Genomic DNA, 19398 nt, shown 5'->3' with positions numbered 1-19398 from the left:
CCGACCATCGAAGGCAAGGACAACGTGCCGCTCGACGGCGGAGTCATCCTCGCGAGCAACCACCTCTCCTTCATCGACTCCTTCGCGATCCCGCTCGTGTCGCCGCGCAAGGTCCGCTTCCTCGCCAAGGAGGAGTACTGGACCGGCGGCGGCGTCAAGGGCCTCCTGCAGAAGGGCTTCTTCACCGCGGTCGGCATGGTCCCCGTCAACCGACACTCACCGACGGCCGCGCAGGAGAGCCTCGACAAGGGCCTCGAGGTGCTCAAGGCGGGCGACGCATTCGGCATCTACCCGGAGGGGACGCGGTCCCGCGACGGGCGCCTCTACCGCGGTCGCACCGGTGTTGCATGGCTCGCCCTGAACGCCCAGGTCCCTGTCGTCCCGGTCGGCCTCATCGGCACCCAGGACATCCAGCCGGTCGGGGCCAGCTTCCCGCGGCTGGCCAAGGTGACCGTTCGCTTCGGCACGCCGATCGGGGTGGAGGCGTATCAGGGACTGCCCGCAGGCCGCGCCCGCCGGCAGCTGACCGACGACGTCATGGAGGCCATCGCGGCCCTCACCGGTCAGGAGCGCGTGAACGCCTACAACGACGTGCCGAGCGAAGTCCACGAGGACTGAGCCGCACCGTCCTCACGTGACCGGGGTTGATCACTGCGGGGGCTTAGGCTGCAGGGGTGTACGAAGGCGCGGTGCAGGACCTGATCGATGAGCTCGGCCGACTCCCGGGTATCGGCCCCAAGGGCGCGCAGCGCATCGCGTTCCACCTGCTCCAAGCGGACCCCGAGGAGGTCGCCCGGCTCGTCACGGCGCTGACGGAGGTCAAGGACAAGGTGCGATTCTGCGAAGTGTGCGGCAACGTGGCGCAGGCCGAGCGGTGTCGGATCTGCGCGGACCCGCGCCGCGACCACGCGTCGATCTGTGTCGTCGAGGAACCCAAGGACGTCGTGGCGATCGAGCGCACCCGAGAGTTCCGCGGCACCTACCACGTGCTCGGTGGCGCGATCAGCCCGATCGACGGCATCGGTCCGGACGACCTGCGGGTGCGCGAGCTGATGCAGCGCCTCGCATCGAGCACCGTGCAGGAGGTCATCATCGCGACCGACCCCAACCTCGAGGGCGAGGCCACCGCCACGTACCTGTCTCGCCTGCTCCGCGACGTCGGCGTCACCGTCACGCGCCTTGCCTCCGGCCTTCCCGTCGGCGGCGATCTCGAGTACGCCGACGAGGTCACGCTCGGTCGTGCCTTCGAGGGCAGGCGCCGGGTCGACGCCTGACCCGGCCAACCGGCAGACTGGACGGCGAGCGACACCGAGCTCAGCGGCATACGACACGCCACACCGGCAGGGAGCTGTGATGACCACCGACGACACCACCCGCGACACCACCTCGGGTGGAGAGGTCCCCGCGGGCGACCCCGGCGACGAGCTCGGGAGCCTCGCCGACCTGACGGCGCACGAGGCGAGTGCGTTCCTGACCGCGGTCACGGAGGTCGCCTCCGGCAACTCACCTGACACCGCCATCCCGCTGCTCACCCTCGCCCTGTCCCAGGTGCTCGTCGCCGGCTCCAGGCTCGGCGCGATCCAGGACGTCGTCCTCGAGGAGCGCTACGAAGCCGATCCCGGTCCCGATGATGACCCCGACCCGCTCCGCGACGGGCTCGCGAACCTCCTCGCGGGGATCGACGACTACGTCTATGTCATCGATCCGGTGACCTCACCGGAGCGAGCGGACGGCTCGATCACCAACGACCTGGCCGACGTCGCCCTGGCCCTGACGCACGGGCTCAAGCACTACCAGGCCGGCCGGAAGGTCGAGGCGCTGTGGTGGTGGCAGTTCAGCTACCTGTCGTCCTGGGGTGACCGGGCGCTCGCATCGATGCGCGCCCTGCACTCGATCCTGTCCCACCTGCGGCTGGACGCGGACGAGGAGCGGGTCTCCGAGGCGGAGTTCGACGCGCTCCATCCCTGATCCGGCACGCCCGGCTGCGCGATTGGGCTGTGACGTGGAGGGGTCTGAGGGACTGGCCCACTGACCACCCAGACGAATCAGTGGGTCGCTGATCAGGAGCGCACTGATCCGCGGAGCGACTCAGCGGGCCAGTCCGCGCCGCCCGGCGTTGCCAGTTCGCTGGACCGCAATTGCAGCCCTGTCAGCACCGACTGCGAATGTGCTCCTGGGGCAACCAAGGAGGTGAGTTCGATGACAGCTCAGGGAGTTGGGCCCGAGGACTTCGACGTGCCGCGCTTCGTCATTCGAGCCCGGCGGCGTGGCGACCTCAGCCAGCGTGACCTGGCCGATCGAGTCGGCGTGAGCCAGTCGACGATTGCTGCGATCGAGTCGGGTCGCCGCGACGTGACCGTGACGATGTTCCGGCGGTTGCTGCGGGCAGGTGGGCTTCATGTTGCCGTCGTGGATGAGGCTGGGCAGGGCGTCGATCCGATTCCGATGGGAGTGGTTCGGGACAACGCCAACCGGAGGCTCCCGGCCCACCTGGACGTGGATCCGCCGGACCGACCGCCGACGACCCGGCTAACCGTCTTTCGGTCGGAGCGCCAGACTCCCAACGCCTGGTACCACCTGCGCGAGGAGCGGGATCGTCGACGAATGCCAGGGGTCGAACCCGAGGATCATCCAACCATCGCCGAGCTGGAGGCCAGGCGCCGTCGCATCCTCTACGGCCCTCGCCCGCCCGCACCCGGAGTGGCTCAGCCCGGACGTCTCACGATGCCGAATGGTCCGGGGACATGTGATGCCCAGTCATAGACTGCGATTCCCGCCACAGCGTCAACCGGGAGCCTGATGTGAGCATCGTCGTCCAGAAGTACGGGGGATCATCCGTCGCTGACGCCGAGTCGATCAAGCGCGTCGCGCGTCGCATCGTGGAGACCCAGCGCGCCGGCAACGCCGTGTGCGTCGTCGTCTCGGCCATGGGTGACACGACGGACGACCTGCTCGACCTGGCCGAACAGGTCACTCCCGCTCCGCCCGCGCGAGAGCTCGACATGCTCCTCACCTCCGGCGAGCGGATCTCCATGGCCCTTCTCGCCATGGCCATCGCGCAGCTCGGGGCAGAGGCTCGGTCCTTCACCGGGAGCCAGGCGGGCGTCATCACCGACGAGGCCCACGGCGCAGCCCGGATCATCGATGTCACCCCTGGTCGCATCAAGAGCGCCCTCGACGCCGGGCACATCGCCATCGTCGCCGGCTTCCAGGGCGTCAGCCAGACCACCAAGGACATCACCACGCTCGGGCGCGGTGGGTCCGACACGACCGCCGTCGCCCTCGCCGCCGCGCTCGATGCCGACGTGTGCGAGATCTACACCGACGTGGACGGCGTCTTCACGGCTGATCCGCGCGTCCTGCCGAGCGCCCGCAAGATCGACGTCATCTCCATGGAGGAGATGCTCGACCTCGCCGCCAACGGCTCGAAGATCCTGCATCTGCGCTGCGTCGAGTACGCACGGCGGTACGGCATCCCGATCCACGTGCGCTCGTCGTGGTCCCGCAAGCCGGGCACGTGGATCAAGGACAATCCCTACCAAGGAGAAGGCGCTGTGGAAGCACCGATCATCGCCGGCATCGCGCACGACCGCAGCGAGGGGAAGATCACGATCGTCGGTGTGCCCGACCGGGTCGGCATCGCGGCCAAGATCTTCGGTGCCATCGCCGAGGCCGGCATCAACATCGACATGATCGTCCAGAACGTCTCCGCCGCCGAGACCGCCAAGACGGACATCTCCTTCACCCTTCCGGAGGGCGATGGGCCCAAGGCCATCTCCGTCCTGCAGGGCATCAAGCACGACGTCGCCTTCGAAGACCTGCGCTTCGACGACAGCATCGGCAAGATCGCCCTTGTCGGCGCGGGGATGAGGTCGCACCCCGGTGTGTCGGCCAAGTTCTTCAAGGCGCTCGCCGACGCCGGCATCAACATCGAGATGATCTCGACGTCCGAGATCCGGGTGTCGGCGGTGACCCGCGTCGACCAGCTCGAGGAAGCGGTCCGCGCGGTCCACACCGCGTTTGGCCTCGACTCGACCGAGGACGCGATCGTCTACGGCGGCACCGGCCGCTGAGCCGCTAGCTGACGAGGCCGTGCCTGGCGTTCCAGAGCCGCGCCCCCTGGTAGGCGTCGACCAGGCCCCACACCCAGAAGCCGACAACGCCGAGGATTCCGACGAGGATGATGACGAGCAGGCAGCTGACGAAGTAGCCGAGCATGATGACGAGGCCCTTGCCCACGTCGCCATTGATGATCGACCCGAGCCCCGGGATGAAGAACGACGCGAGCAGCGACAGTCCGGGGCTCTTGGGAGCGACGTAGCCAGGGGGCACCGGATGGCTGTTGGTGGCCCAGATGTGCGGCTGGGGCGCCGGCCATTGTTGTGCCGGGTGCCCCTGGTGCCGGAATCCGTGGACGTCCACCGCCGGCGGTTGCCCTGGTGTCTGAGCGGCGGGAGCCCGGACCTGGTCGGTCCACGCCAGACCGTCCCAGTACCGCTCGCTGTCGCCGACCGGGTACCAGCCGGCCGGCGGATGGGACTGATCCCTCATGGACGCCTCCCTGTGCTCGGACCTCGTTGTCCTGAGCGTAAGCCCTCGCCCGGCACGGCAGAAGATCGCCCAAAGCGGACCAGCGCACCTTGCCGCCATTGGCTCATCCGGATGGTCCGATGCGCGCCTAGCGTCGATCCCATGACCACCATCACCGACCCGGTTCACGGCATCCCCGTCCGCCTCGACCTCGACGCCGCCGTGCCTGCGTTCACCAAGGCGCTGAGCCACCTGGACACCACGACGACCCGCGAACTGGATCGCGTGGGCTTCCCCACTGCACTGCGCGAACTGGTCCGACTGCGGGCCTCCCAGCTCAACGGCTGCTCGTACTGCGTCGACTCCCATACCTTCGACGCCTTGGCGGCGGGAGAGACGGTGCAGCGAGTCATGGCTGTCTCGGTCTGGCGGGAGTCGCCCTTCTTCACCGACCGTGAGCGGGCCGCACTGGGGTTCACCGAGTGCGTGACGCTGGCGTCCCAGACGAGGGTGCCTGCAGAGGAGTACGCCGCGGTGGCCGAACACTTCGCCCCGGAGGAGGTCGGGGCGCTGCTGGCGCTCATCGTCACCATCAATGCCTGGAACACGATTGGTGTGACGGCCCGGCCCTGGGAGCCGACCCTTCGCCAGTGACCCGCGCCCGCGGCTGGGTATGTGGCAGGCATGTCTTCCCAAGAACCGCGACTGCTATCAGACGGCGGCGTCTTCCCGCCGGTGACGCCCGACCCGCCGCCGCCACCCGGGCTTGAGGAGATCGTCGTTCCCGACATGGTGATCCGTTCGGAGGACAAGCCCGAGGAGGACGCCACTCCGCCGCTCGAGGCCGAGGAAGAGCCGCCAGCCGGCGAGCCGTCCGCGTGACGCGCAGTCTCGGTCGCACGTCGGCTTTGCGACCTCCGACACGATTCCGTATGCCGCTGGGCTCGGTGGGCCTGTTCGTGCTCCTCGTGCCCCTGGCGTTCGCGCTCGGCGGTTGCGCGTCACCGGAGGCAGCGTCGGCCGGGTCGGCTGCCTCGCGGTTCGTCGACGTGGCCTCCAAGGACCCCAATGCGGCGTGCGCCCTGCTGGCTCCGCGGACGCGTGAGAAGGCCGCGGAGGACGGCGACGGCGACTGCGCCAAGGGCCTGCGCTCGGCCGAGATCTCGTCCAGTCCGTCCGGTTCCGACGTGCCTCCGGAGGTGGCGGGCCACACGGCGCTCGTGACGACGGGCGGCCAGACCGTGTTCCTGACCCTGTTCGAGGATGGCTGGAAGGTCCTCGCCGCCGGCTGCACTCGAGTCTCGGAGGACAAGGCAGTGCCCTACGACTGCGCTCTCCAGGGGGACTGACGTGCGAGTGATGTTCTGGGTGCTGATCGCCGTCATCGCGGCCGGACTCTGCTTTCAAATCGCGATGGGGCTGTTGCAGCGATGATCGGACAGCGGCGGCGAGGCTTCCTCAGGGACAACGCGTTGTCGTTGGCCTTCCTACTGCTGCTCATGGGCAGCCTTGTCGGTCAAGCCATCTCGGGCGTCGCAGGCTACAACGAGGAGGCACGCACGGCCGGTCTCCAGGAGGTCTCGCTCTGGCGGTATGTCACCTCGTCTCGGTTCGCCGTCGATACTGCGGAGAACTGGCAGTCCGAGTACCTCCAGTTCATCGTGTTCATCTTCCTCACCATCTGGCTCGTCCAGCGCGGGTCCTCCGAGTCGAAGAAGCCGGGAAGTGAGGGGCGCGAGACGGACAAGAAGCAGCTGGTCGGCCGATACGCCCGGGAGGACTCACCGGCCTGGGCGCGCGCCGGCGGCTGGCGGACCGCTGTCTACTCGCACTCGTTGCTCATCACCATGTCGGCGATCTTCCTGCTCGCCTGGACCGCCCAGGCGGTGGCGGGACGGGTGGCCCACAACGAGGAGCGGATGCGGGACCTCCTCGAGCCGCTGACATTGGGGCAGTACGTTGCATCGCCGGACTTCTGGGGCCGGACGTTCCAGAACTGGCAGTCGGAGATGCTCGCCATCGCGAGCATGGCGGTTTTCTCGATCTTCCTGCGCGAGCGCGGTTCTCCCGAGTCGAAGCCGGTCGGCCTGCCGCACGAAGAGACTGCATCTGACGACTGACCGCGGTCCCTCAGGTCACTCGGCGTCGTCCGGCTCGGCCCCCGTCTCGATGACCCGTGCCGCGATCTCCCGCAGCTTGATGTTGCGGTCCTGGGACGCCTTCTTGAGCATGGTGAAGGCCTCGGCCGGTGTCACCCGGTGACGCTCGATGAGAATGCCGATCGCCTGGCCGATCAAACGGTGGCTCTCGATGGCACGTGCCATGTGCGTCTCACGGTCCGCGAAGGTGTTCGCCGCCACGACCCGGTCCACCGCGAGGGCGAACGCCTGCCCGAGCAGGTCTCCGACGATCCGCTCGTCCGTGGTGACGACACGGGGGCGGGGGAACTGGACCCAGACGCGACACTCAGACGACGGGTGGTTCTGCGGGGTGATGAGCAACCCAGACACGCGCTCGTTCGGTGTGGTGGCCTCCGGCCCCGCCGCGGTGAGGGCCTGCCACAGGGCGTGGTCCAGGTCGGCCCGGCGCACCGGACCGGCGGCCGTGAAGACGTGCTCCTCGGGGCCCGCCAGGGCCCGCACGGTTGAGCCACCGTCGAACAGCTCGGCGAAGCCGTTGACCGCGGCTTCGAGCACCTGCTCGAGGTCCACGGCGGTGCCGAACTCCGCGCTCAGCTCGGCCGCCGCCTGGCGGCGGGCGCGAGCGGCGTGCTCCCGGGTCACGTCCTCGAGGGCCACGACAACGTAGTCCGGCCGGTCGCCGATGCCCTCGACCTGTTGCGTGCTGACCCGCACCCAGACGTCGCGCTGGTCCTTCGTCACGAGGCGGCACTCCTGGCCGCGGACCATCACTCCGTCCAGGGCATCCGCCATGATCTGCTCGACCTGCTCCCGGTCCGTCAGCTCGTTGGCGCCAACGTCCTTCGGCTCTCCGGCGGGCGGCCACCACGGGTGCGGCATGGTGAGGTCGCCATCGGGGACGGAGTGCCCGAGCAGCTGGGTGAACGTCTCGTTGACCTCGATGACGTTACCCTCGGCATCCGTGATGAGCAGGGCGTCCTTGAACGACTCCATCACCGCGTGCCGCCAGGCGGCATCGCGCAACCGTGCTCGGGAGCGCTCGAGATTGCTGGCCAGCCGGGCCTTCAGCTCGGTGAGCGAGAAGGGCTTGGACACGTAGTCATCAGCCCCTGAGGTGAGCCCTTCCTCCGTGTCGGTCTCTCCCGCCCGCGCCGAGAGGATCAGCACGGGGACGTGGCGCAGCGTGCTGTTCCTGCGAATGGCGCGCGTCAGCGCGAAGCCGTCGAGGCCGGGCATCATCGCATCCGCGAGGACGATGTCTGGACGCACAGACAGACACCGCTCGAGGGCGGCGGTGCCGTCCGGCGCGAGCTCGATGTCGTAGTCGGCCGAAAGGGCGCCGCGGAGGTACGTCCGCATATCCGCGTTGTCCTCGGCGACGAGCAGCCGGGGACGTCCGCTCGCGGACGACTGGCCGGGGAACCCGGTCGGGGACTGCGCCACCGGCTGACTGTCGGTTTCTGCGGGAGCCGGCTCAGCGGCATACGGCAGGTCCCATCCCTCCGTCTCCGCGAGGAAGGCGTCGATGTTCCGGGGCGTGATCGAGCGGCCCTCGGCCGGCTCCGCCGGCGGCTGTCCCCACGGCAGCCGGATCGTGAACGTCGAGCCACGGCCCAGGGCGGACTGGACCTCGACGGTGCCGCCCATGAGCTCGGTGAGCTGCTTCACCATGGCCAGGCCAATGCCCGCTCCCTCGTGCGACCGGGCCTTCCCGGGGCGGGGCAGCTGCTCGAATCGCTCGAAGACACGGTTGAGGTCGCGGCGCCGGATGCCGATCCCCGTGTCGCTCACGGACACGGTGAAACCATCTGTATCGCACGCCAGCCGCACGGTGACGGTGCCCGACGGTGTGTACTTCAGCGCATTCGCGAGCAGGTTGAGCACGATGCGCTCGTACATGTCGCGGTCGAGGTAGGCAGGCCGCGCTGCGTTGTCGTACTCCGTCACGAACTCGAGCCCGGCGCGCCGGAAGGCGCGAGCGAAGGACTCGGCCATGGTGCGCGTCTGGGCGGTGACGTCGAGGGGGACGACGTGCGGTTGCACCTTGCTCGCGGCCATCCGCCCGAAGTCGAGCATCGCATCGACCATTCGGGCCAGGCGCACGGTGTTGCGGTCGACCAGCTCGAGCCGCTCCCGTTGGTCGTCGGTCAGGCGAGGGTCGGTCAGCGCGTCGGAGATCGGACCGCTGATCAAGGTGAGCGGTGTGCGCAGCTCGTGACTGAGGTTGGTGAAAAAGGCACTCTTGACCGCGTCGAGCGCCTCGGCTGTCTCCGCTCGCTGCCGCTCCGTGTCGAGCGCCCTGATGTCGCTCAGCGCGGTCCCGAGATGGGTGACACAGAGGGCGACGTACGTCGCGAGAGCCGGATCCCATTGCCGGTGCGCCGAGCGCCCGATGATGAGAATCTCGGACATCTCGTCGTCCCCGGACAACGTGATCGGCAGAGCGTGCAGTCCCGCAATGGCCAGTCCGGCGGGGTCGTTCTCGAGGTGGACGGGTGCAGGCAGGTCGTGGTGCACCTGACGTCTCGTGGTGATCGCCTGCGTCGCTGCGGCGTAGACGTCGGCTCGCAGGGGATCCGGGACCCTGAGTTCCCTCAGGTCTTCGGGCAGGGTGCGTGCGTCCACCATCACGGCGAGCGGGTGGTCCTGCGGGTTGGACGTGAGCACGGCCGTGGCGAGGCGGCGGACGTGGTCCGCATCGGAGGCTTCGCCGAGGCGCCGCGACAGCACGCCGAGGGTCCCGAGGCGGCGCTCGCTGAGAACGTGGTCCGTTGTCTCCACCACGGCGGTGAAGACACCGCCCACCTCGCCGGAGTCCACGGTGATCGGGCTGTACGAGAAGGTGAAGTACGTCTCCTCGAGGTAGCCGTTGCGCTCGAGCATGAGCTTCTGGTCACGCGACCACGTGGCGACCCCGGTGTTCATCACGCTGTCGAGCATCGGGCCGATGCTGTCCCAGATCTCCGGCCAGACGTCCTTGCCCGGTGAGCCCAGGGCTTGGGGGTGCTTCGTGCCGAGCATCGGTCGATAGCCGTCGTTGTAGATCATGACGTACTCGGACCCCCACCAGATGAGCATGGGGAAGCGCGAGGTGAGGCAGATGCTCACCGCCCCTCGGAGCTCCGAGGGCCACGTCGAAATCGGGCCGAGCGGCGTGAGCGACCAGTCGAACGCGGCGAACCGCGCGCCGACTTCGCCGAGGTGTTCAGTGCTGACGTTGCGCCCCGGCGCAGGAGGTGGTGCCGTCATTTGTGCTTGCCTTCGGTACTGGCGACCTATCGGCGCGTGTTTCCACCGATCCGCCTCTCTTGCGAAGACTCGCATGGAGAGTCATCAGAGGCAAGTCGAGCATCTCACCGAATTCTGGACACAGCCGCGAAAGCCTCGAGGCTCTTTCTGGACAGCTCCTCGAAACGCGCGCCGTTGCGCTGACCCGGGCTCCACGGCAACTGGGCGACCGAGCCGCCGATCGAGTGGGTCGCCGGGTCCATCCAGGCGTCGACGAGCTCCAGGTCGCGCGCCATTGACTGCACGTCGGCCTCCGCCACGGCGTCGCCGATGGTGCGCGCCTCGACGTCCTCCTCGGCCCGCGTGTGCCCGTTCAGCGCCTCCTCGAGCAGGCCGAAGTAGATCATGAAGTCCATCGAGGCAGTGTCGAGGCCTTCGAGATGGGTGATCACCGCCTCGATCTCGCGCTCCTCAGCGACCCGTCCCTGCACGGCGGCCAGGTCACCGACTGACTTGAGGGCGACGGGATGCATGAACGTCTGCTCCGCGGACTCGTGGAGGGCGACGTAGTGCAGCAGATCGGCCACAGCGCTCTCCCGCTCCTGACCGGAAGAGACCGTCACCCGGAAGACGAGCGAGGCGATGTAGGCATGCTGGCGTCGTAGGACACGCAGCAGGCTCTCCGGCGAAGGCATGATCTCCTCGAGCTCGTGTCGAGTGGGTTGCCATGCAGGTACCCACCCCGTCAGTGGGTAACCCTCTGGTGCACTGACGAGCGTGCTGGAGGTGGGGCGATGCGGCTGCGCAGGAGTGATCCGGCAAAACCGGGGCTGAGGCGCGTGCGGCGCGGCAAAGGCTTCGGCTACGTCGACCGGGACGGCCACTCGGTGGACGCCGCCACCAAGGAGCGGATCCGGTCCCTCGTCATCCCCCCGGCCTGGGAGGACGTCTGGATCTGCCCTTGGCCCAACGGCCACATCCAGGCCGTCGGTACCGATGCCGCGGGTCGCCGACAGTATCTCTACCACCCGGCGTGGCACGAGACGCGCGGCCGGGACAAGCACGAACGCGTGCTGACCCTGGCCCGGCGCCTGCCGGAGGCGCGAGCCGAGATCCGCCGGCGGCTCCGTCGTGACGGGCTGGGTCGCGAGCGGGTCGGCGCGCTGGCCCTGCGGCTGCTCGACGCGGGCCTCTTCCGGACCGGGGGCGAGGAGTACGAGAGTGAGAATGGCAGCTACGGCGTCGCCACCCTTCTCAAGGACCATGTCACGGTCAGCGGCGACGTCGTATCGTTCTGTTTCCCGGCGAAGTCCGGCGTGGAGCGCAAGGCAGAGGTGCGGGACCCCGCGCTCGCCAAGGCCGTGAGCGCCTTCAAGCGCAGCCGCGGACCGAGTCAGCGCCTCCTCCAGTACCGCACCGGTGAGGTGTGGTGCGAGCTCAGCTCGACGGAGATCAACAAGGACTTCAAGGAGCTCGTCGGGGAGGAGTACACGGTCAAGGACCTGCGCACGTGGGCCGCCACGGTGCTCGCTGCGGCGGCGTTCGCCGAGCGGGTCGACGGTGCGGCACCCACGTCGGAACGGGCCCGCAAGAAGATGGAGCGGGAGGTCATGATGATGGTCTCCCAGCACCTCGGCAACACCCCGGCGGTCGCTCGCCGGTCCTACGTCGACGGTCGCGTGGTCGACGAGTATGCCGCTGGGCGCACGATCGCTCGGGCGCTCAGCCGGGCCTCGGCCGTGGATCGCAGGCGGCTTCGCCGGGGAGACCTTGCCGAGGTCAATGGCCGCGAAGCGCTCGAGCGAGCAGTCGTCCGTCTCCTCGGGTGAGGCCCCAGCAGTTAGAGACGGGACCCTCGGGGTAGGCGCCGCTCATGATGACTCAGACGACACCGTGGTCGAACACGATCCCGGACCCGCCGGACCGGCCGCTGCCGCCGCCCGAACCCGGCCCCACGCCGGAACCGCCCTCGCCCGGCCCACCTCCGCCAGGACCGTTCCCCGGTCCGGATCCCACGCCGGGTCCGGCGCCCTTCCCGGAGCCCTATCCCACTCCGTCCCACCCGGACCCCGCGAATCCGTCGGATCCCAGACCACCCACGGACCCGAGGGTGAACTGACTTGTCCACGCAGACGCAGAAGCGGGCGGCGGAGATCATCGCCGCCTGGCCGGATGAGTCCAGGGAGGCCGCCCAGCTCGTCCTCGACGCGCACGGCGAGCCCCAGGAGGCCACGCAGGAGCAGCTGGTCTGGCACGGGGTGGGTCCGTGGAAACGGGTCATGGCGACCAAGGCCTTCCACCAGCACGACTTCCCGGCCCCACACATCGACGCGGTGGAGTCCGTCATCGACTACCGCGTGCCACCGGGCAAGGTCTCCGCGTTGGCCATCTTCGACGGTAGTGTCGTCGTGGGGCGCACGGTCGGCGAGCTCTCGGCGAGGTGCCATGATGAAGACGCGAACAGGCTGGCGCTGAACCTCGCCCACGACATCGTCACGGGCGAGAAGACGGCTGAGCAGGCTCGGGAGCACTACGCCAAGGAGTTCCTCGACTACCGGCGAGGCAAGCCGACCCCCTACATGGACGAGCTCCACTTTCCGCCGCAGACCGGCACCGCCGACGCCGACGTCCGGCTCCTCTCCGACGAGGACCTCGAGCAGGCCAAGCAGAAAGGCGAACAGCAGAGCTGACGGGTGCAGCTCAGGTCACGTCAGGTCCGCGTCCTGCGCGTCACGGGGCCCGACGTGACGAGACGCAGGACGTCGTCCAGCACGGAGCGACGCCGGGTGGCCGGCGTGTCCCCTCCGTCCCCGCGCGCCATCGCCTCGACAAGCTCACGCCAGGCGTCGGCTCCGGAGTGGCGTGCCCGCCAGCCGAGCTCCCGTTGCGCGCGGCCGCTGTCGACCAGTGGCACCTCTGTGGCCATGTGCAGCCATCCTCCTTCGAGCGGCGAGAGATGAGCCGCCCAGAGTGCGTCCGTGACGCGGAGCAGGAGCTTGCCCGGTAGCCGTAAGGGCCTGCCCCCCAACGGCGCAGCAATCTCCCGCGGCCCCAGGACGTCCGGCGCCGCGAGGTTGACCGGGCCGGGGAGCCGGGTCTCGATGATCCGGGCGATGGCGTCAGCCACGTCGTCCGCGTGCACCACCTGCAGCTGCGGGTTTCGACCGAGCGGCATGACCGGGAGGTGCGTCAGAAGGCGGCGCGGCATGATCGGTGGCACGCCGACCCGGCCGAGCGCGCCGGCAGCTGATCGCTGGGCCACCAAGGTGGGACGCGGCCAGCTGATGACGAGTTGGTCGCTGACGTGGGGGTCCCCGAGAGCCGCTGCGATCACGGCCTCGGTCGCGGCCTTCTGTCGGCTGTAGGCGCACACAGGGTTCCCCGTCACGGCATGCGACTCGTCGACGAGGTGCCCGTCGCGGCCCGGCGTGTACGCCCCGGTCGAGCTCAGCACCACGAGCTGCCGCACTCCGGCGCCTGTGCAGGCCGCAAGGGTACGGGTGAGCCCCCGCACCCCGACCTGCTCCTGGTAATCGGTGCGACGCATCGGCTGGATAGCCCAGGCGGCGTAGACACAGGTGTCCGCTCCCCGGAGCAGCTGAGCCAGGTCCTCGGCCGCCGAGGGCGCGGTCACATCAACGCGGGACCAGGTAGCCGGGGTGGCGATCCGGTCGGGGTGGGGAAGCCGTCTCGCCGCGGCGATGACGTCGTGCCCATCGCGGGCGAGCCGGGCAACCGTGGCCGAACCAACGTTGCCGGTCCCGCCGATGACTGTCACTCGCATGGCACCTCCGTCTCCCCGGTGTTACCCCGTTCGCGGCCGGCTGCAAACCTCGTGGGTCAGAGGGGCGCGGCGGCCGTGGCGGCGCGAGGGTGGGTAGGGGAGGGAGCGTGGACCGGATGCAGCATGACGCGGTGGTGATCGGCAGCGGGCCGAACGGCCTCGTCGCGGCCAACCTTCTGGCGGACGAGGGGTGGCAGGTCCTCGTCCTCGAGGCGCAGTCGACGGTGGGCGGTGCGGTGCGCAGCGCCGAGGACGTCAGGCCGGGGTGGATCCACGACACGTTCAGCTCCTTCTACCCGCTCGCGGCGGCGTCGCCGACGATCCAGGGGCTTGGGCTCGAGCGATTCGGTGTGGAGTGGGTGCGGGCTCCCGCGCCGGTCGGCAACCCGCTCCGCGAAGGCGGGTGGGCGCTCGTTCACCCACGAGCCGAAGACACTGCGGCCGCTCTTGACGAGCTCCACCCTGGTGATGGAGAGGCGTGGATGCGCGCCTGCTCGCTCTGGGACCAGGTGGGCGAGGACATCATCGCCGCACTGCTCACGCCCTTCCCGCCCATCCGGCCCGGTCTACGGCTCGGCCTCAAGGCGCCCCGACTGGGCGGGCTGGCGTTCCTGCGGGAGCTCCTGCTTCCGGCGCGACGACTGGGCGACGAGTGGTTCGGCGGCGAGGCCCCCAAGCTGCTCCTGGCGGGCAATGCCGCTCACGCGGACATCGCGATGGACGCGCCGGGCTCCGGCCTCATGGGCCTGCTGCTCGTCATGCTCGGACAGTCCCATGGCTTCCCCGTGCCGCGCGGTGGCGCCGGACAGCTGACTGGGGCGTTGGTGAACCGGCTCGAGGCCGCGGGCGGTGAGGTGCGGACGGAGGCCCATGTCGCGGAGGTGCTCGTGCGATCCGGCCAGGCCGTCGGCGTCCGGCTCGACTCAGGCGAGGTGATCCGGGCGAGCCGAGCCGTCCTGGCGGACGTCAGCGCCCCGGCCCTCTTCGGTGGCCTCGTGCCCTGGTCCGAGCTACCGGATCGGCTGCGCCGACGGATGGACGCCTTCGAGTGGGACCTCGGAACCATCAAGATCGACTGGGCCTTGAGCGGCCCCGTCCCGTGGGCCACGACACCAGACCTCATGCCCGGGACGGTCCACCTCGCGGACAGCGTTGCGGCGCTCGCCATCGCCGGGGCCGAGCTCGCCGCGGGCCGGGTGCCCGAACGCGGGCTCGTCATCCTCGGTCAGATGGCGGCAACCGACCCCACCCGGGCGCCCATGGGGAGCGAGTCGATGTGGGCCTACGTCCATGTGCCGCAACGGGTCTCCGTGGCGGACCGGGCGCCGGTCGAGCCGTTTGACGAGGCGCGGGCGGAGCAGGCCGCGACCGAGGTCGAGTCCCGGATCACGGAGTTCGCGCCCAACTTCCGGGACACGATCCTCGATCGCAGGGTGCTCGGGCCGGCCGAGCTCGAGCGGCGGAACGAGAACCTCGTCGGCGGAGCGGTCAACGGGGGTACGTCTGCGATGCACCAGCAGCTCTTCTGGCGTCCGGTGCCGGGACTGGGTCGGGCGGAGACCCCGATCCGGGGTCTCTACCTCGCGTCGGCATCGGCACATCCGGGGGGCGGCGTCCATGGTGCCTGTGGGTCGAACGCCGCGCGGGCAGCGCTCCTCCATGACCGGCTGCGGGTGGCCCAACGGCGCCTGATCCCGGTGTCGAACCGCCCGGGTGGGTAAGGAGTCACCATGAGCCGCACCACTCGCTTCATGCGCTGTGCGCCCGACGACGTCTTCAAGGTCCTCGCGGACGGATGGAGTTTCGCCTCATGGGTCGTCGGCGCAGCGCGGATCCGTGAGGTCGACGGCACGTGGCCCGCGGCCGGCAGCCAGATCCATCATTCCGTCGGGCTGTGGCCGATGCTCATCGACGACACGACGTCGGTCATCAGCATCGATCGCCCACACGCAATCGAGCTCAAGGTCCGCGCCTGGCCGACAGGAGAGGGCCGGGTCCGCCTGGAGTGCACCGCGGAGGAGGGCGGGACACGTGTCGTCATGATCGAGGACGCCACGGCCGGACCGGCCAAGGTCATCCCCCCGCCGGTGCGCGACCCCATGCTCGACGCTCGCAACACCGAGTCGCTGAAGCGGCTGGGCTATCTCGCCGAGCGCAAGGCCGCGAATTCGACTCAGCGCAAAAGGGTAGAGAGCACGTAGCAGTACCTGTTCCCACCACAACCCCTGACCGAAGGGAAGGCACGCATGTCCGGTGTCGTCACACTGATCAAGGAAGACCATCAGAAGCTCGAGTCCGTCTTCAAGAAGCTCGAGAAGGCAGAGCCACCGGAGGTCCCCGACCTGCTGCGTCAGGTGCAGGAGATGCTCGTCCCGCACTCGAAGGCCGAGGAGCAGGTGGTCTATCCGGCGATCAAGTCGATCGTTCCCGACGAGTCGTCGGACGTCGACGACGGGCTCGAGGAGCACCACCACGTTGAGGAGACGCTGGATCAGCTGCTGGCGTCGGACCCTGGTGCCCCGGGCGTCGACGGGCTCATCGCCGCGATGATCGGCGAGGTGCGGCATCACATCGAGGAGGAGGAGGAGCAGATCCTCCCCGCGTTCGGCAAGGCCGCCAGCAACCAGCAGCTCAGCGAGCTCGGCGAGCAGTTCACCGCCGCAAAGGAGCAGGCTCTGCAGTCACTGCAGCAGGCCTGACCAACGGGCATCAGCCGCCGGCGGACCCGCCCACCGACCTGGCCGGGCTCTGTGCGGTCGGGTCGGTTGGGCGTGGTTGGCGCGGGTAGAGGAGAAGTGTCTCCACAGTCCGGAGAAAGGAATGATCATGCCTCGCCGTCGTGACCCCGGTCCGTCCGTCAAGGACAAGAAGATGTACGAGTCGCTGCGTGAGGACGGTGCGAGCAAGGAGAAGGCCGCCCGTATCTCCAACGCCGCCGCCAAGTCGTCGCGCAGTTCGGTCGGCCGCAAGGGCGGCAAGTCAGGTGACTACGACGACTGGACCAAGGACCGACTGCTCAAGCGCGCCCGCGAGATCGGCATCGAGGGCCGGTCGACGATGGACAAGGGCGAGCTGATCAAGGCCCTCCGGCACCACTGATCGGCGTCCTGCAGTGCTCATGACCGAGGGCTTCGCGCTCGGCCTCGGCTGGCTCGTGTTCCTCGGGCTGCTCGGGTTCCTCGCTCACACCCTCCTGAGTCGGCGCAGATGAGGACATCGCGGTGGGCCGCCGCCGGGGCGTGTCTGGCGCTGTCGGGATGCGTGGCTCCTGCACTCGACTCGGGAGCCTTCCAGCAGAACGCGATCGGTGCGCTCGACTCCGCCGTGTCCACGTCCAGAGTCGCGGCCCTGGCGCTCGATGCCCGCGTCCGGGACCGCATCACGCTGGCCTACGCAGACACGCTCGTCACCGAAGCCGAGGAGGCGATCGGTCCGGTCGAGGCGAGCTTCGGCAGTGTGGATCCCCCCGACCCGACGCTCGATGAGCTCCGAAAGGCCGTGCTCGACCAGCTCGGCGACACGGGTGATCTGCTGGCCGAGGCCCGGATAGCGGTTCGACGGGGCGATACGCACGCCATGGCGACGCTCGCCGGCGACCTGCGGCGGGTCGCCGACTCGATGGACCAGCACGCCGAGGCACTCCAGTGAAGAAGCTCTTTGCCGTCGCCCTCGGGATCCTCACGGCGATCGGTGGCTTCGTCGACATCGGCGACCTCGTCGCCAACGGTCTCGTCGGAGCCCGCTTCGGCTTCTCCTTGGCCTGGGTCGTGATCGTCGGCATCATCGGCATCTGTGTGTTCGCGGAGATGAGCGGTCGGGTCGCCGCGGTGAGTGGACGGGCGACCTTCGACCTCATCCGCGAGCGGCTCGGTCCGAGGGTGGGGTTGCTCAGCCTCGCGGCCTCGATGGCCGTCACCCTGCTGACCTTGGCGGCCGAGATCGGCGGCGTGGCGCTCGCCCTGGAGCTCGTGACGAGCGTCAACCCGTACCTGTGGATGCCCGTGGTCGGCGCGACCGTCTGGATCGTCCTCTGGAGGGTCCGGTTCTCCGTCCTCGAGAACGTCTTCGGTCTCGCTGGCCTTGCCCTCATCGTCTTCGCGGTCGCCCTGTGGCAGCTCGGTCCGGACTGGTCCGCCCTGTGGGAGTCGGCAAGCCACCCGGCGGTGCCGGAGGGCGAGACGCTGCCGGTGTACTTCTACTACGCGATCGCTCTCTTCGGCGCCGCCATGACGCCCTATGAGGTCTTCTTCTTCTCGAGTGGAGGGGTCGAGGAGGGGTGGTCCGAGAAGGACCTCGGCGTCATGCGCGCCAACGTGTTCATCGGCTTTCCCCTCGGCGGGCTCCTCTCGCTCGCCATCGCCGGCGTGGCCGCGGTCGTCTACTTCCCACAGGGCATCCAGGTCGACAGCCTCAGCCAGGTCGGGCTCCCTGTCGGCATTGCCCTCGGCAAGCTGGGCCTGGCCTTCGCGCTCCTCGGCTTCTTCGCCGCCACCTTCGGCGCGGCCTGCGAGACCGGTCTCTCGGTCGGTTACAGCATCGCGCAGTACTTGGGGTGGCAGTGGGGCAAGTTCGTCGAGCCGCTTCGGGCCGCCCGCTTCCACACCGTCATCCTGGTCAGCACCATCGTCGCCGTTGGAATGCTGTTGACCACAGCCGACCCGATCATGCTCACCGAGTACTCGATCGTCTTCAGCGCGGTGGCGCTGCCCCTGACCTACTTCCCGATCCTGGTGGTGGCCAACGACCGGACGTACATGGGCAAGCACGTCAATGGTCGCCTTGCCAACACGCTGGGGACGGTCTATCTGTTCGTCGTGGTGGTGGCCTCCGTGGCGGCGGTCCCCCTGATGATCCTGACGAGAGCGGGGCAGTGACATGACAGCACCAAGGCAGGCGGTGAACCGACCAGCGCGCCTCGACGTCGTCCTGCGCGTGCTTGATCATCAGGTCGTCGGCCCGGACAAGGAGCTGGTCGGCAACATCGACGACCTCGAGCTCACGCCGGCCGGGGAGACGCTGGCGGTCACGGGCTGCGCCGTCGGGATCGGAGCCCTCAGCCAGCGACTGCCCGGGCGGCTCGGCACCTGGGTCAACGCCGTGTGGCGGCGCTTGAGCACCGACTCCGACCCCCAGCCGGTTGTCATCCCGCTCGGCCACATCGCGAATGTCGGGTCGGCGATCACCGTCGACCGCCCATCGGCCAGGGCGCTCGCCGAGAGCTTCGACCTCGAGCACTGGCTCCGCCGTTTCGTCGTCTCCGGCATCCCCGGGGCCAAGGGCGGGGCGGAGCCGGAGCGGGAGGACGAAGCCGGCTCCACTCGGCCGGTCAACGTGCTGGAGCCGCCCACCCGGCCGCCGCAGCCGGGCTGTCGGTGGGTCAGCGACCTGTTGCGCGCCCCCGTCGTCGACGACACCGGCCACCTGCTCGGGACCGTCATCGAGCTGCGCTGCGACTCGACGTCCGAGCCGTGGCGGGTCACCGACATCCAGTGCACCCAGTCGGTGCTCGGGACGGAGCTCGGCTACCACGCGGACCCCGACCTCGGCCCCGGTCTGCTGCGGTGGTTCTTCCGGCGAATCCAGAGGCACGACCTGCTCATCCCCGTCGGGGAGGTCGTCGAGGTCCGCCTCGATCCCACCCGCATCGTCGTTTCGACCCGCGACGATCGACGTCACCCGCACCGCACCCCGGACGGCTGACCCGAGAAGCCAGCT

General features: G+C 69.2%; 22 protein-coding genes. 18 read left to right on the top strand and 4 right to left on the bottom strand.

What is annotated here, in order from left to right; translation table 11 throughout:
- The 5 genes from VIR15_RS21000 to VIR15_RS20980 form a co-directional block, all read left to right on the top strand.
- On the top strand, positions 1-618 hold a 618-nt coding region (locus tag VIR15_RS21000), incomplete at its 5' end, for a lysophospholipid acyltransferase family protein (protein ID WP_331931418.1).
- A gap of 56 nt (positions 619-674) precedes the next feature.
- On the top strand, positions 675-1274 hold the full coding sequence (gene recR / locus VIR15_RS20995) for a recombination mediator RecR (RefSeq protein WP_331931416.1): 600 nt from the start codon (positions 675-677) through the stop codon (positions 1272-1274).
- A 79-nt stretch (positions 1275-1353) separates the two neighbouring features.
- Entirely contained in the window at positions 1354-1968 is a 615-nt protein-coding gene (locus VIR15_RS20990; protein ID WP_331931414.1) for a DUF5063 domain-containing protein, read from the top strand.
- A gap of 231 nt (positions 1969-2199) precedes the next feature.
- On the top strand, positions 2200-2763 hold the full coding sequence (relB, locus tag VIR15_RS20985; RefSeq protein ID WP_331931412.1) for a type II toxin-antitoxin system RelB family anti-toxin: 564 nt from the start codon (positions 2200-2202) through the stop codon (positions 2761-2763).
- Positions 2764-2801: 38 nt separating this feature from the next.
- Positions 2802-4073 (top strand): aspartate kinase, encoded by a 1272-nt coding sequence (locus VIR15_RS20980; RefSeq protein ID WP_331931410.1) that lies wholly within the window; start codon positions 2802-2804, stop codon positions 4071-4073.
- Between the two features lie 4 nt (positions 4074-4077).
- Here VIR15_RS20980 and VIR15_RS20975 read toward each other — a convergent pair whose 3' ends face one another.
- A complete protein-coding gene (locus VIR15_RS20975) occupies positions 4078-4551 on the bottom strand; it encodes a DUF2510 domain-containing protein (protein ID WP_331931408.1) in 474 nt (157 codons plus the stop codon).
- A gap of 141 nt (positions 4552-4692) precedes the next feature.
- On the opposite strand from VIR15_RS20975, the gene VIR15_RS20970 reads away from it, so the two are divergent.
- The 4 genes from VIR15_RS20970 (at position 4693) to VIR15_RS20955 (ending at position 6650) form a co-directional block, all read left to right on the top strand.
- Complete coding sequence (locus tag VIR15_RS20970) at positions 4693-5184, top strand: carboxymuconolactone decarboxylase family protein (RefSeq protein WP_331931406.1); 492 nt, start codon at positions 4693-4695, stop codon at positions 5182-5184.
- Positions 5185-5214: 30 nt separating this feature from the next.
- Positions 5215-5412 (top strand): hypothetical protein, encoded by a 198-nt coding sequence (locus VIR15_RS20965; protein WP_331931404.1) that lies wholly within the window; start codon positions 5215-5217, stop codon positions 5410-5412.
- 50 nt (positions 5413-5462) lie between these two features.
- The gene (locus VIR15_RS20960; protein WP_331931402.1) at positions 5463-5879 is read left to right on the top strand and encodes a hypothetical protein; all 417 of its coding nucleotides are present in this window, start codon (positions 5463-5465) and stop codon (positions 5877-5879) included.
- An 81-nt stretch (positions 5880-5960) separates the two neighbouring features.
- Positions 5961-6650, top strand: coding sequence for a DUF6766 family protein (locus VIR15_RS20955; RefSeq protein ID WP_331931400.1), 690 nt, complete (start codon positions 5961-5963; stop codon positions 6648-6650).
- 15 nt (positions 6651-6665) lie between these two features.
- Here the strand turns inward: VIR15_RS20955 and VIR15_RS20950 are convergent, their stop codons facing one another.
- Together VIR15_RS20950 and VIR15_RS20945 are read right to left on the bottom strand one after the other, a co-directional pair.
- A complete protein-coding gene (locus tag VIR15_RS20950; RefSeq protein ID WP_331931398.1) occupies positions 6666-9920 on the bottom strand; it encodes an ATP-binding protein in 3255 nt (1084 codons plus the stop codon).
- Between the two features lie 104 nt (positions 9921-10024).
- Positions 10025-10594 (bottom strand): hemerythrin domain-containing protein, encoded by a 570-nt coding sequence (locus tag VIR15_RS20945; protein WP_331931396.1) that lies wholly within the window; start codon positions 10592-10594, stop codon positions 10025-10027.
- A 144-nt stretch (positions 10595-10738) separates the two neighbouring features.
- On the opposite strand from VIR15_RS20945, the gene VIR15_RS20940 reads away from it, so the two are divergent.
- Both VIR15_RS20940 and VIR15_RS20935 read left to right on the top strand, forming a co-directional pair.
- On the top strand, positions 10739-11728 hold the full coding sequence (locus VIR15_RS20940; protein WP_331931394.1) for a DNA topoisomerase IB: 990 nt from the start codon (positions 10739-10741) through the stop codon (positions 11726-11728).
- Positions 11729-12019: 291 nt separating this feature from the next.
- A complete protein-coding gene (locus VIR15_RS20935) occupies positions 12020-12589 on the top strand; it encodes a hypothetical protein (RefSeq protein WP_331931392.1) in 570 nt (189 codons plus the stop codon).
- Positions 12590-12609: 20 nt separating this feature from the next.
- Here VIR15_RS20935 and VIR15_RS20930 read toward each other — a convergent pair whose 3' ends face one another.
- On the bottom strand, positions 12610-13683 hold the full coding sequence (locus VIR15_RS20930) for an NAD-dependent epimerase/dehydratase family protein (RefSeq protein ID WP_331931390.1): 1074 nt from the start codon (positions 13681-13683) through the stop codon (positions 12610-12612).
- A gap of 116 nt (positions 13684-13799) precedes the next feature.
- Between VIR15_RS20930 and VIR15_RS20925 the strand changes: the two genes are divergently transcribed.
- From VIR15_RS20925 to VIR15_RS20895, 7 genes are all read left to right on the top strand, one after another.
- Positions 13800-15404, top strand: coding sequence for a phytoene desaturase family protein (locus VIR15_RS20925; RefSeq protein WP_331931422.1), 1605 nt, complete (start codon positions 13800-13802; stop codon positions 15402-15404).
- Positions 15405-15413: 9 nt separating this feature from the next.
- Positions 15414-15884, top strand: a complete 471-nt coding sequence (locus tag VIR15_RS20920; protein WP_331931388.1) for an SRPBCC family protein — start codon at positions 15414-15416, stop codon at positions 15882-15884.
- A 45-nt stretch (positions 15885-15929) separates the two neighbouring features.
- On the top strand, positions 15930-16382 hold the full coding sequence (locus tag VIR15_RS20915) for a hemerythrin domain-containing protein (RefSeq protein WP_331931386.1): 453 nt from the start codon (positions 15930-15932) through the stop codon (positions 16380-16382).
- A 127-nt stretch (positions 16383-16509) separates the two neighbouring features.
- A complete protein-coding gene (locus VIR15_RS20910) occupies positions 16510-16782 on the top strand; it encodes a DUF7218 family protein (RefSeq protein ID WP_331931384.1) in 273 nt (90 codons plus the stop codon).
- 162 nt (positions 16783-16944) lie between these two features.
- Positions 16945-17331 carry a hypothetical protein gene (locus VIR15_RS20905; protein ID WP_331931382.1) on the top strand — a complete coding sequence of 129 codons (387 nt, stop codon included), beginning with the start codon at positions 16945-16947 and terminating at the stop codon, positions 17329-17331.
- The gene (locus tag VIR15_RS20900; protein ID WP_331931380.1) at positions 17328-18557 is read left to right on the top strand and encodes an NRAMP family divalent metal transporter; all 1230 of its coding nucleotides are present in this window, start codon (positions 17328-17330) and stop codon (positions 18555-18557) included. Before VIR15_RS20905 ends, VIR15_RS20900 begins: the two co-directional genes overlap by 4 nt.
- A 1-nt stretch (position 18558) precedes the next feature.
- Positions 18559-19383 carry a hypothetical protein gene (locus tag VIR15_RS20895; protein ID WP_331931378.1) on the top strand — a complete coding sequence of 275 codons (825 nt, stop codon included), beginning with the start codon at positions 18559-18561 and terminating at the stop codon, positions 19381-19383.
- Positions 19384-19398 lie beyond the last annotated feature (15 nt).

This window comes from Intrasporangium sp., assembly GCF_036566125.1.
Taxonomy (GTDB): domain Bacteria; phylum Actinomycetota; class Actinomycetes; order Actinomycetales; family Dermatophilaceae; genus Intrasporangium.
This window is presented reverse-complemented; position numbering and strand designations above follow the sequence as displayed.

Excerpts from the sequence above, each read along its gene's own strand:
- VIR15_RS20920 (WP_331931388.1), top strand. The coding sequence starts at position 15,414 with ATGAGCCGCACCACTCGCTTCATGCGCTGTGCGCCCGACGACGTCTTC.
- VIR15_RS20910 (WP_331931384.1), top strand. The coding sequence starts at position 16,510 with ATGCCTCGCCGTCGTGACCCCGGTCCGTCCGTCAAGGACAAGAAGATG.
- VIR15_RS20945 (WP_331931396.1), bottom strand. The coding sequence starts at position 10,594 with ATGCCTTCGCCGGAGAGCCTGCTGCGTGTCCTACGACGCCAGCATGCC.
- VIR15_RS20895 (WP_331931378.1), top strand. The coding sequence starts at position 18,559 with ATGACAGCACCAAGGCAGGCGGTGAACCGACCAGCGCGCCTCGACGTC.
- VIR15_RS20950 (WP_331931398.1), bottom strand. The coding sequence starts at position 9,920 with ATGACGGCACCACCTCCTGCGCCGGGGCGCAACGTCAGCACTGAACAC.
- VIR15_RS20975 (WP_331931408.1), bottom strand. The coding sequence starts at position 4,551 with ATGAGGGATCAGTCCCATCCGCCGGCCGGCTGGTACCCGGTCGGCGAC.
- VIR15_RS20955 (WP_331931400.1), top strand. The coding sequence starts at position 5,961 with ATGATCGGACAGCGGCGGCGAGGCTTCCTCAGGGACAACGCGTTGTCG.
- VIR15_RS20960 (WP_331931402.1), top strand. The coding sequence starts at position 5,463 with ATGCCGCTGGGCTCGGTGGGCCTGTTCGTGCTCCTCGTGCCCCTGGCG.
- VIR15_RS20925 (WP_331931422.1), top strand. The coding sequence starts at position 13,800 with ATGCAGCATGACGCGGTGGTGATCGGCAGCGGGCCGAACGGCCTCGTC.
- VIR15_RS20965 (WP_331931404.1), top strand. The coding sequence starts at position 5,215 with ATGTCTTCCCAAGAACCGCGACTGCTATCAGACGGCGGCGTCTTCCCG.
- VIR15_RS20990 (WP_331931414.1), top strand. The coding sequence starts at position 1,354 with ATGACCACCGACGACACCACCCGCGACACCACCTCGGGTGGAGAGGTC.
- VIR15_RS20970 (WP_331931406.1), top strand. The coding sequence starts at position 4,693 with ATGACCACCATCACCGACCCGGTTCACGGCATCCCCGTCCGCCTCGAC.
- VIR15_RS20915 (WP_331931386.1), top strand. The coding sequence starts at position 15,930 with ATGTCCGGTGTCGTCACACTGATCAAGGAAGACCATCAGAAGCTCGAG.
- relB (WP_331931412.1), top strand. The coding sequence starts at position 2,200 with ATGACAGCTCAGGGAGTTGGGCCCGAGGACTTCGACGTGCCGCGCTTC.
- VIR15_RS20930 (WP_331931390.1), bottom strand. The coding sequence starts at position 13,683 with ATGCGAGTGACAGTCATCGGCGGGACCGGCAACGTTGGTTCGGCCACG.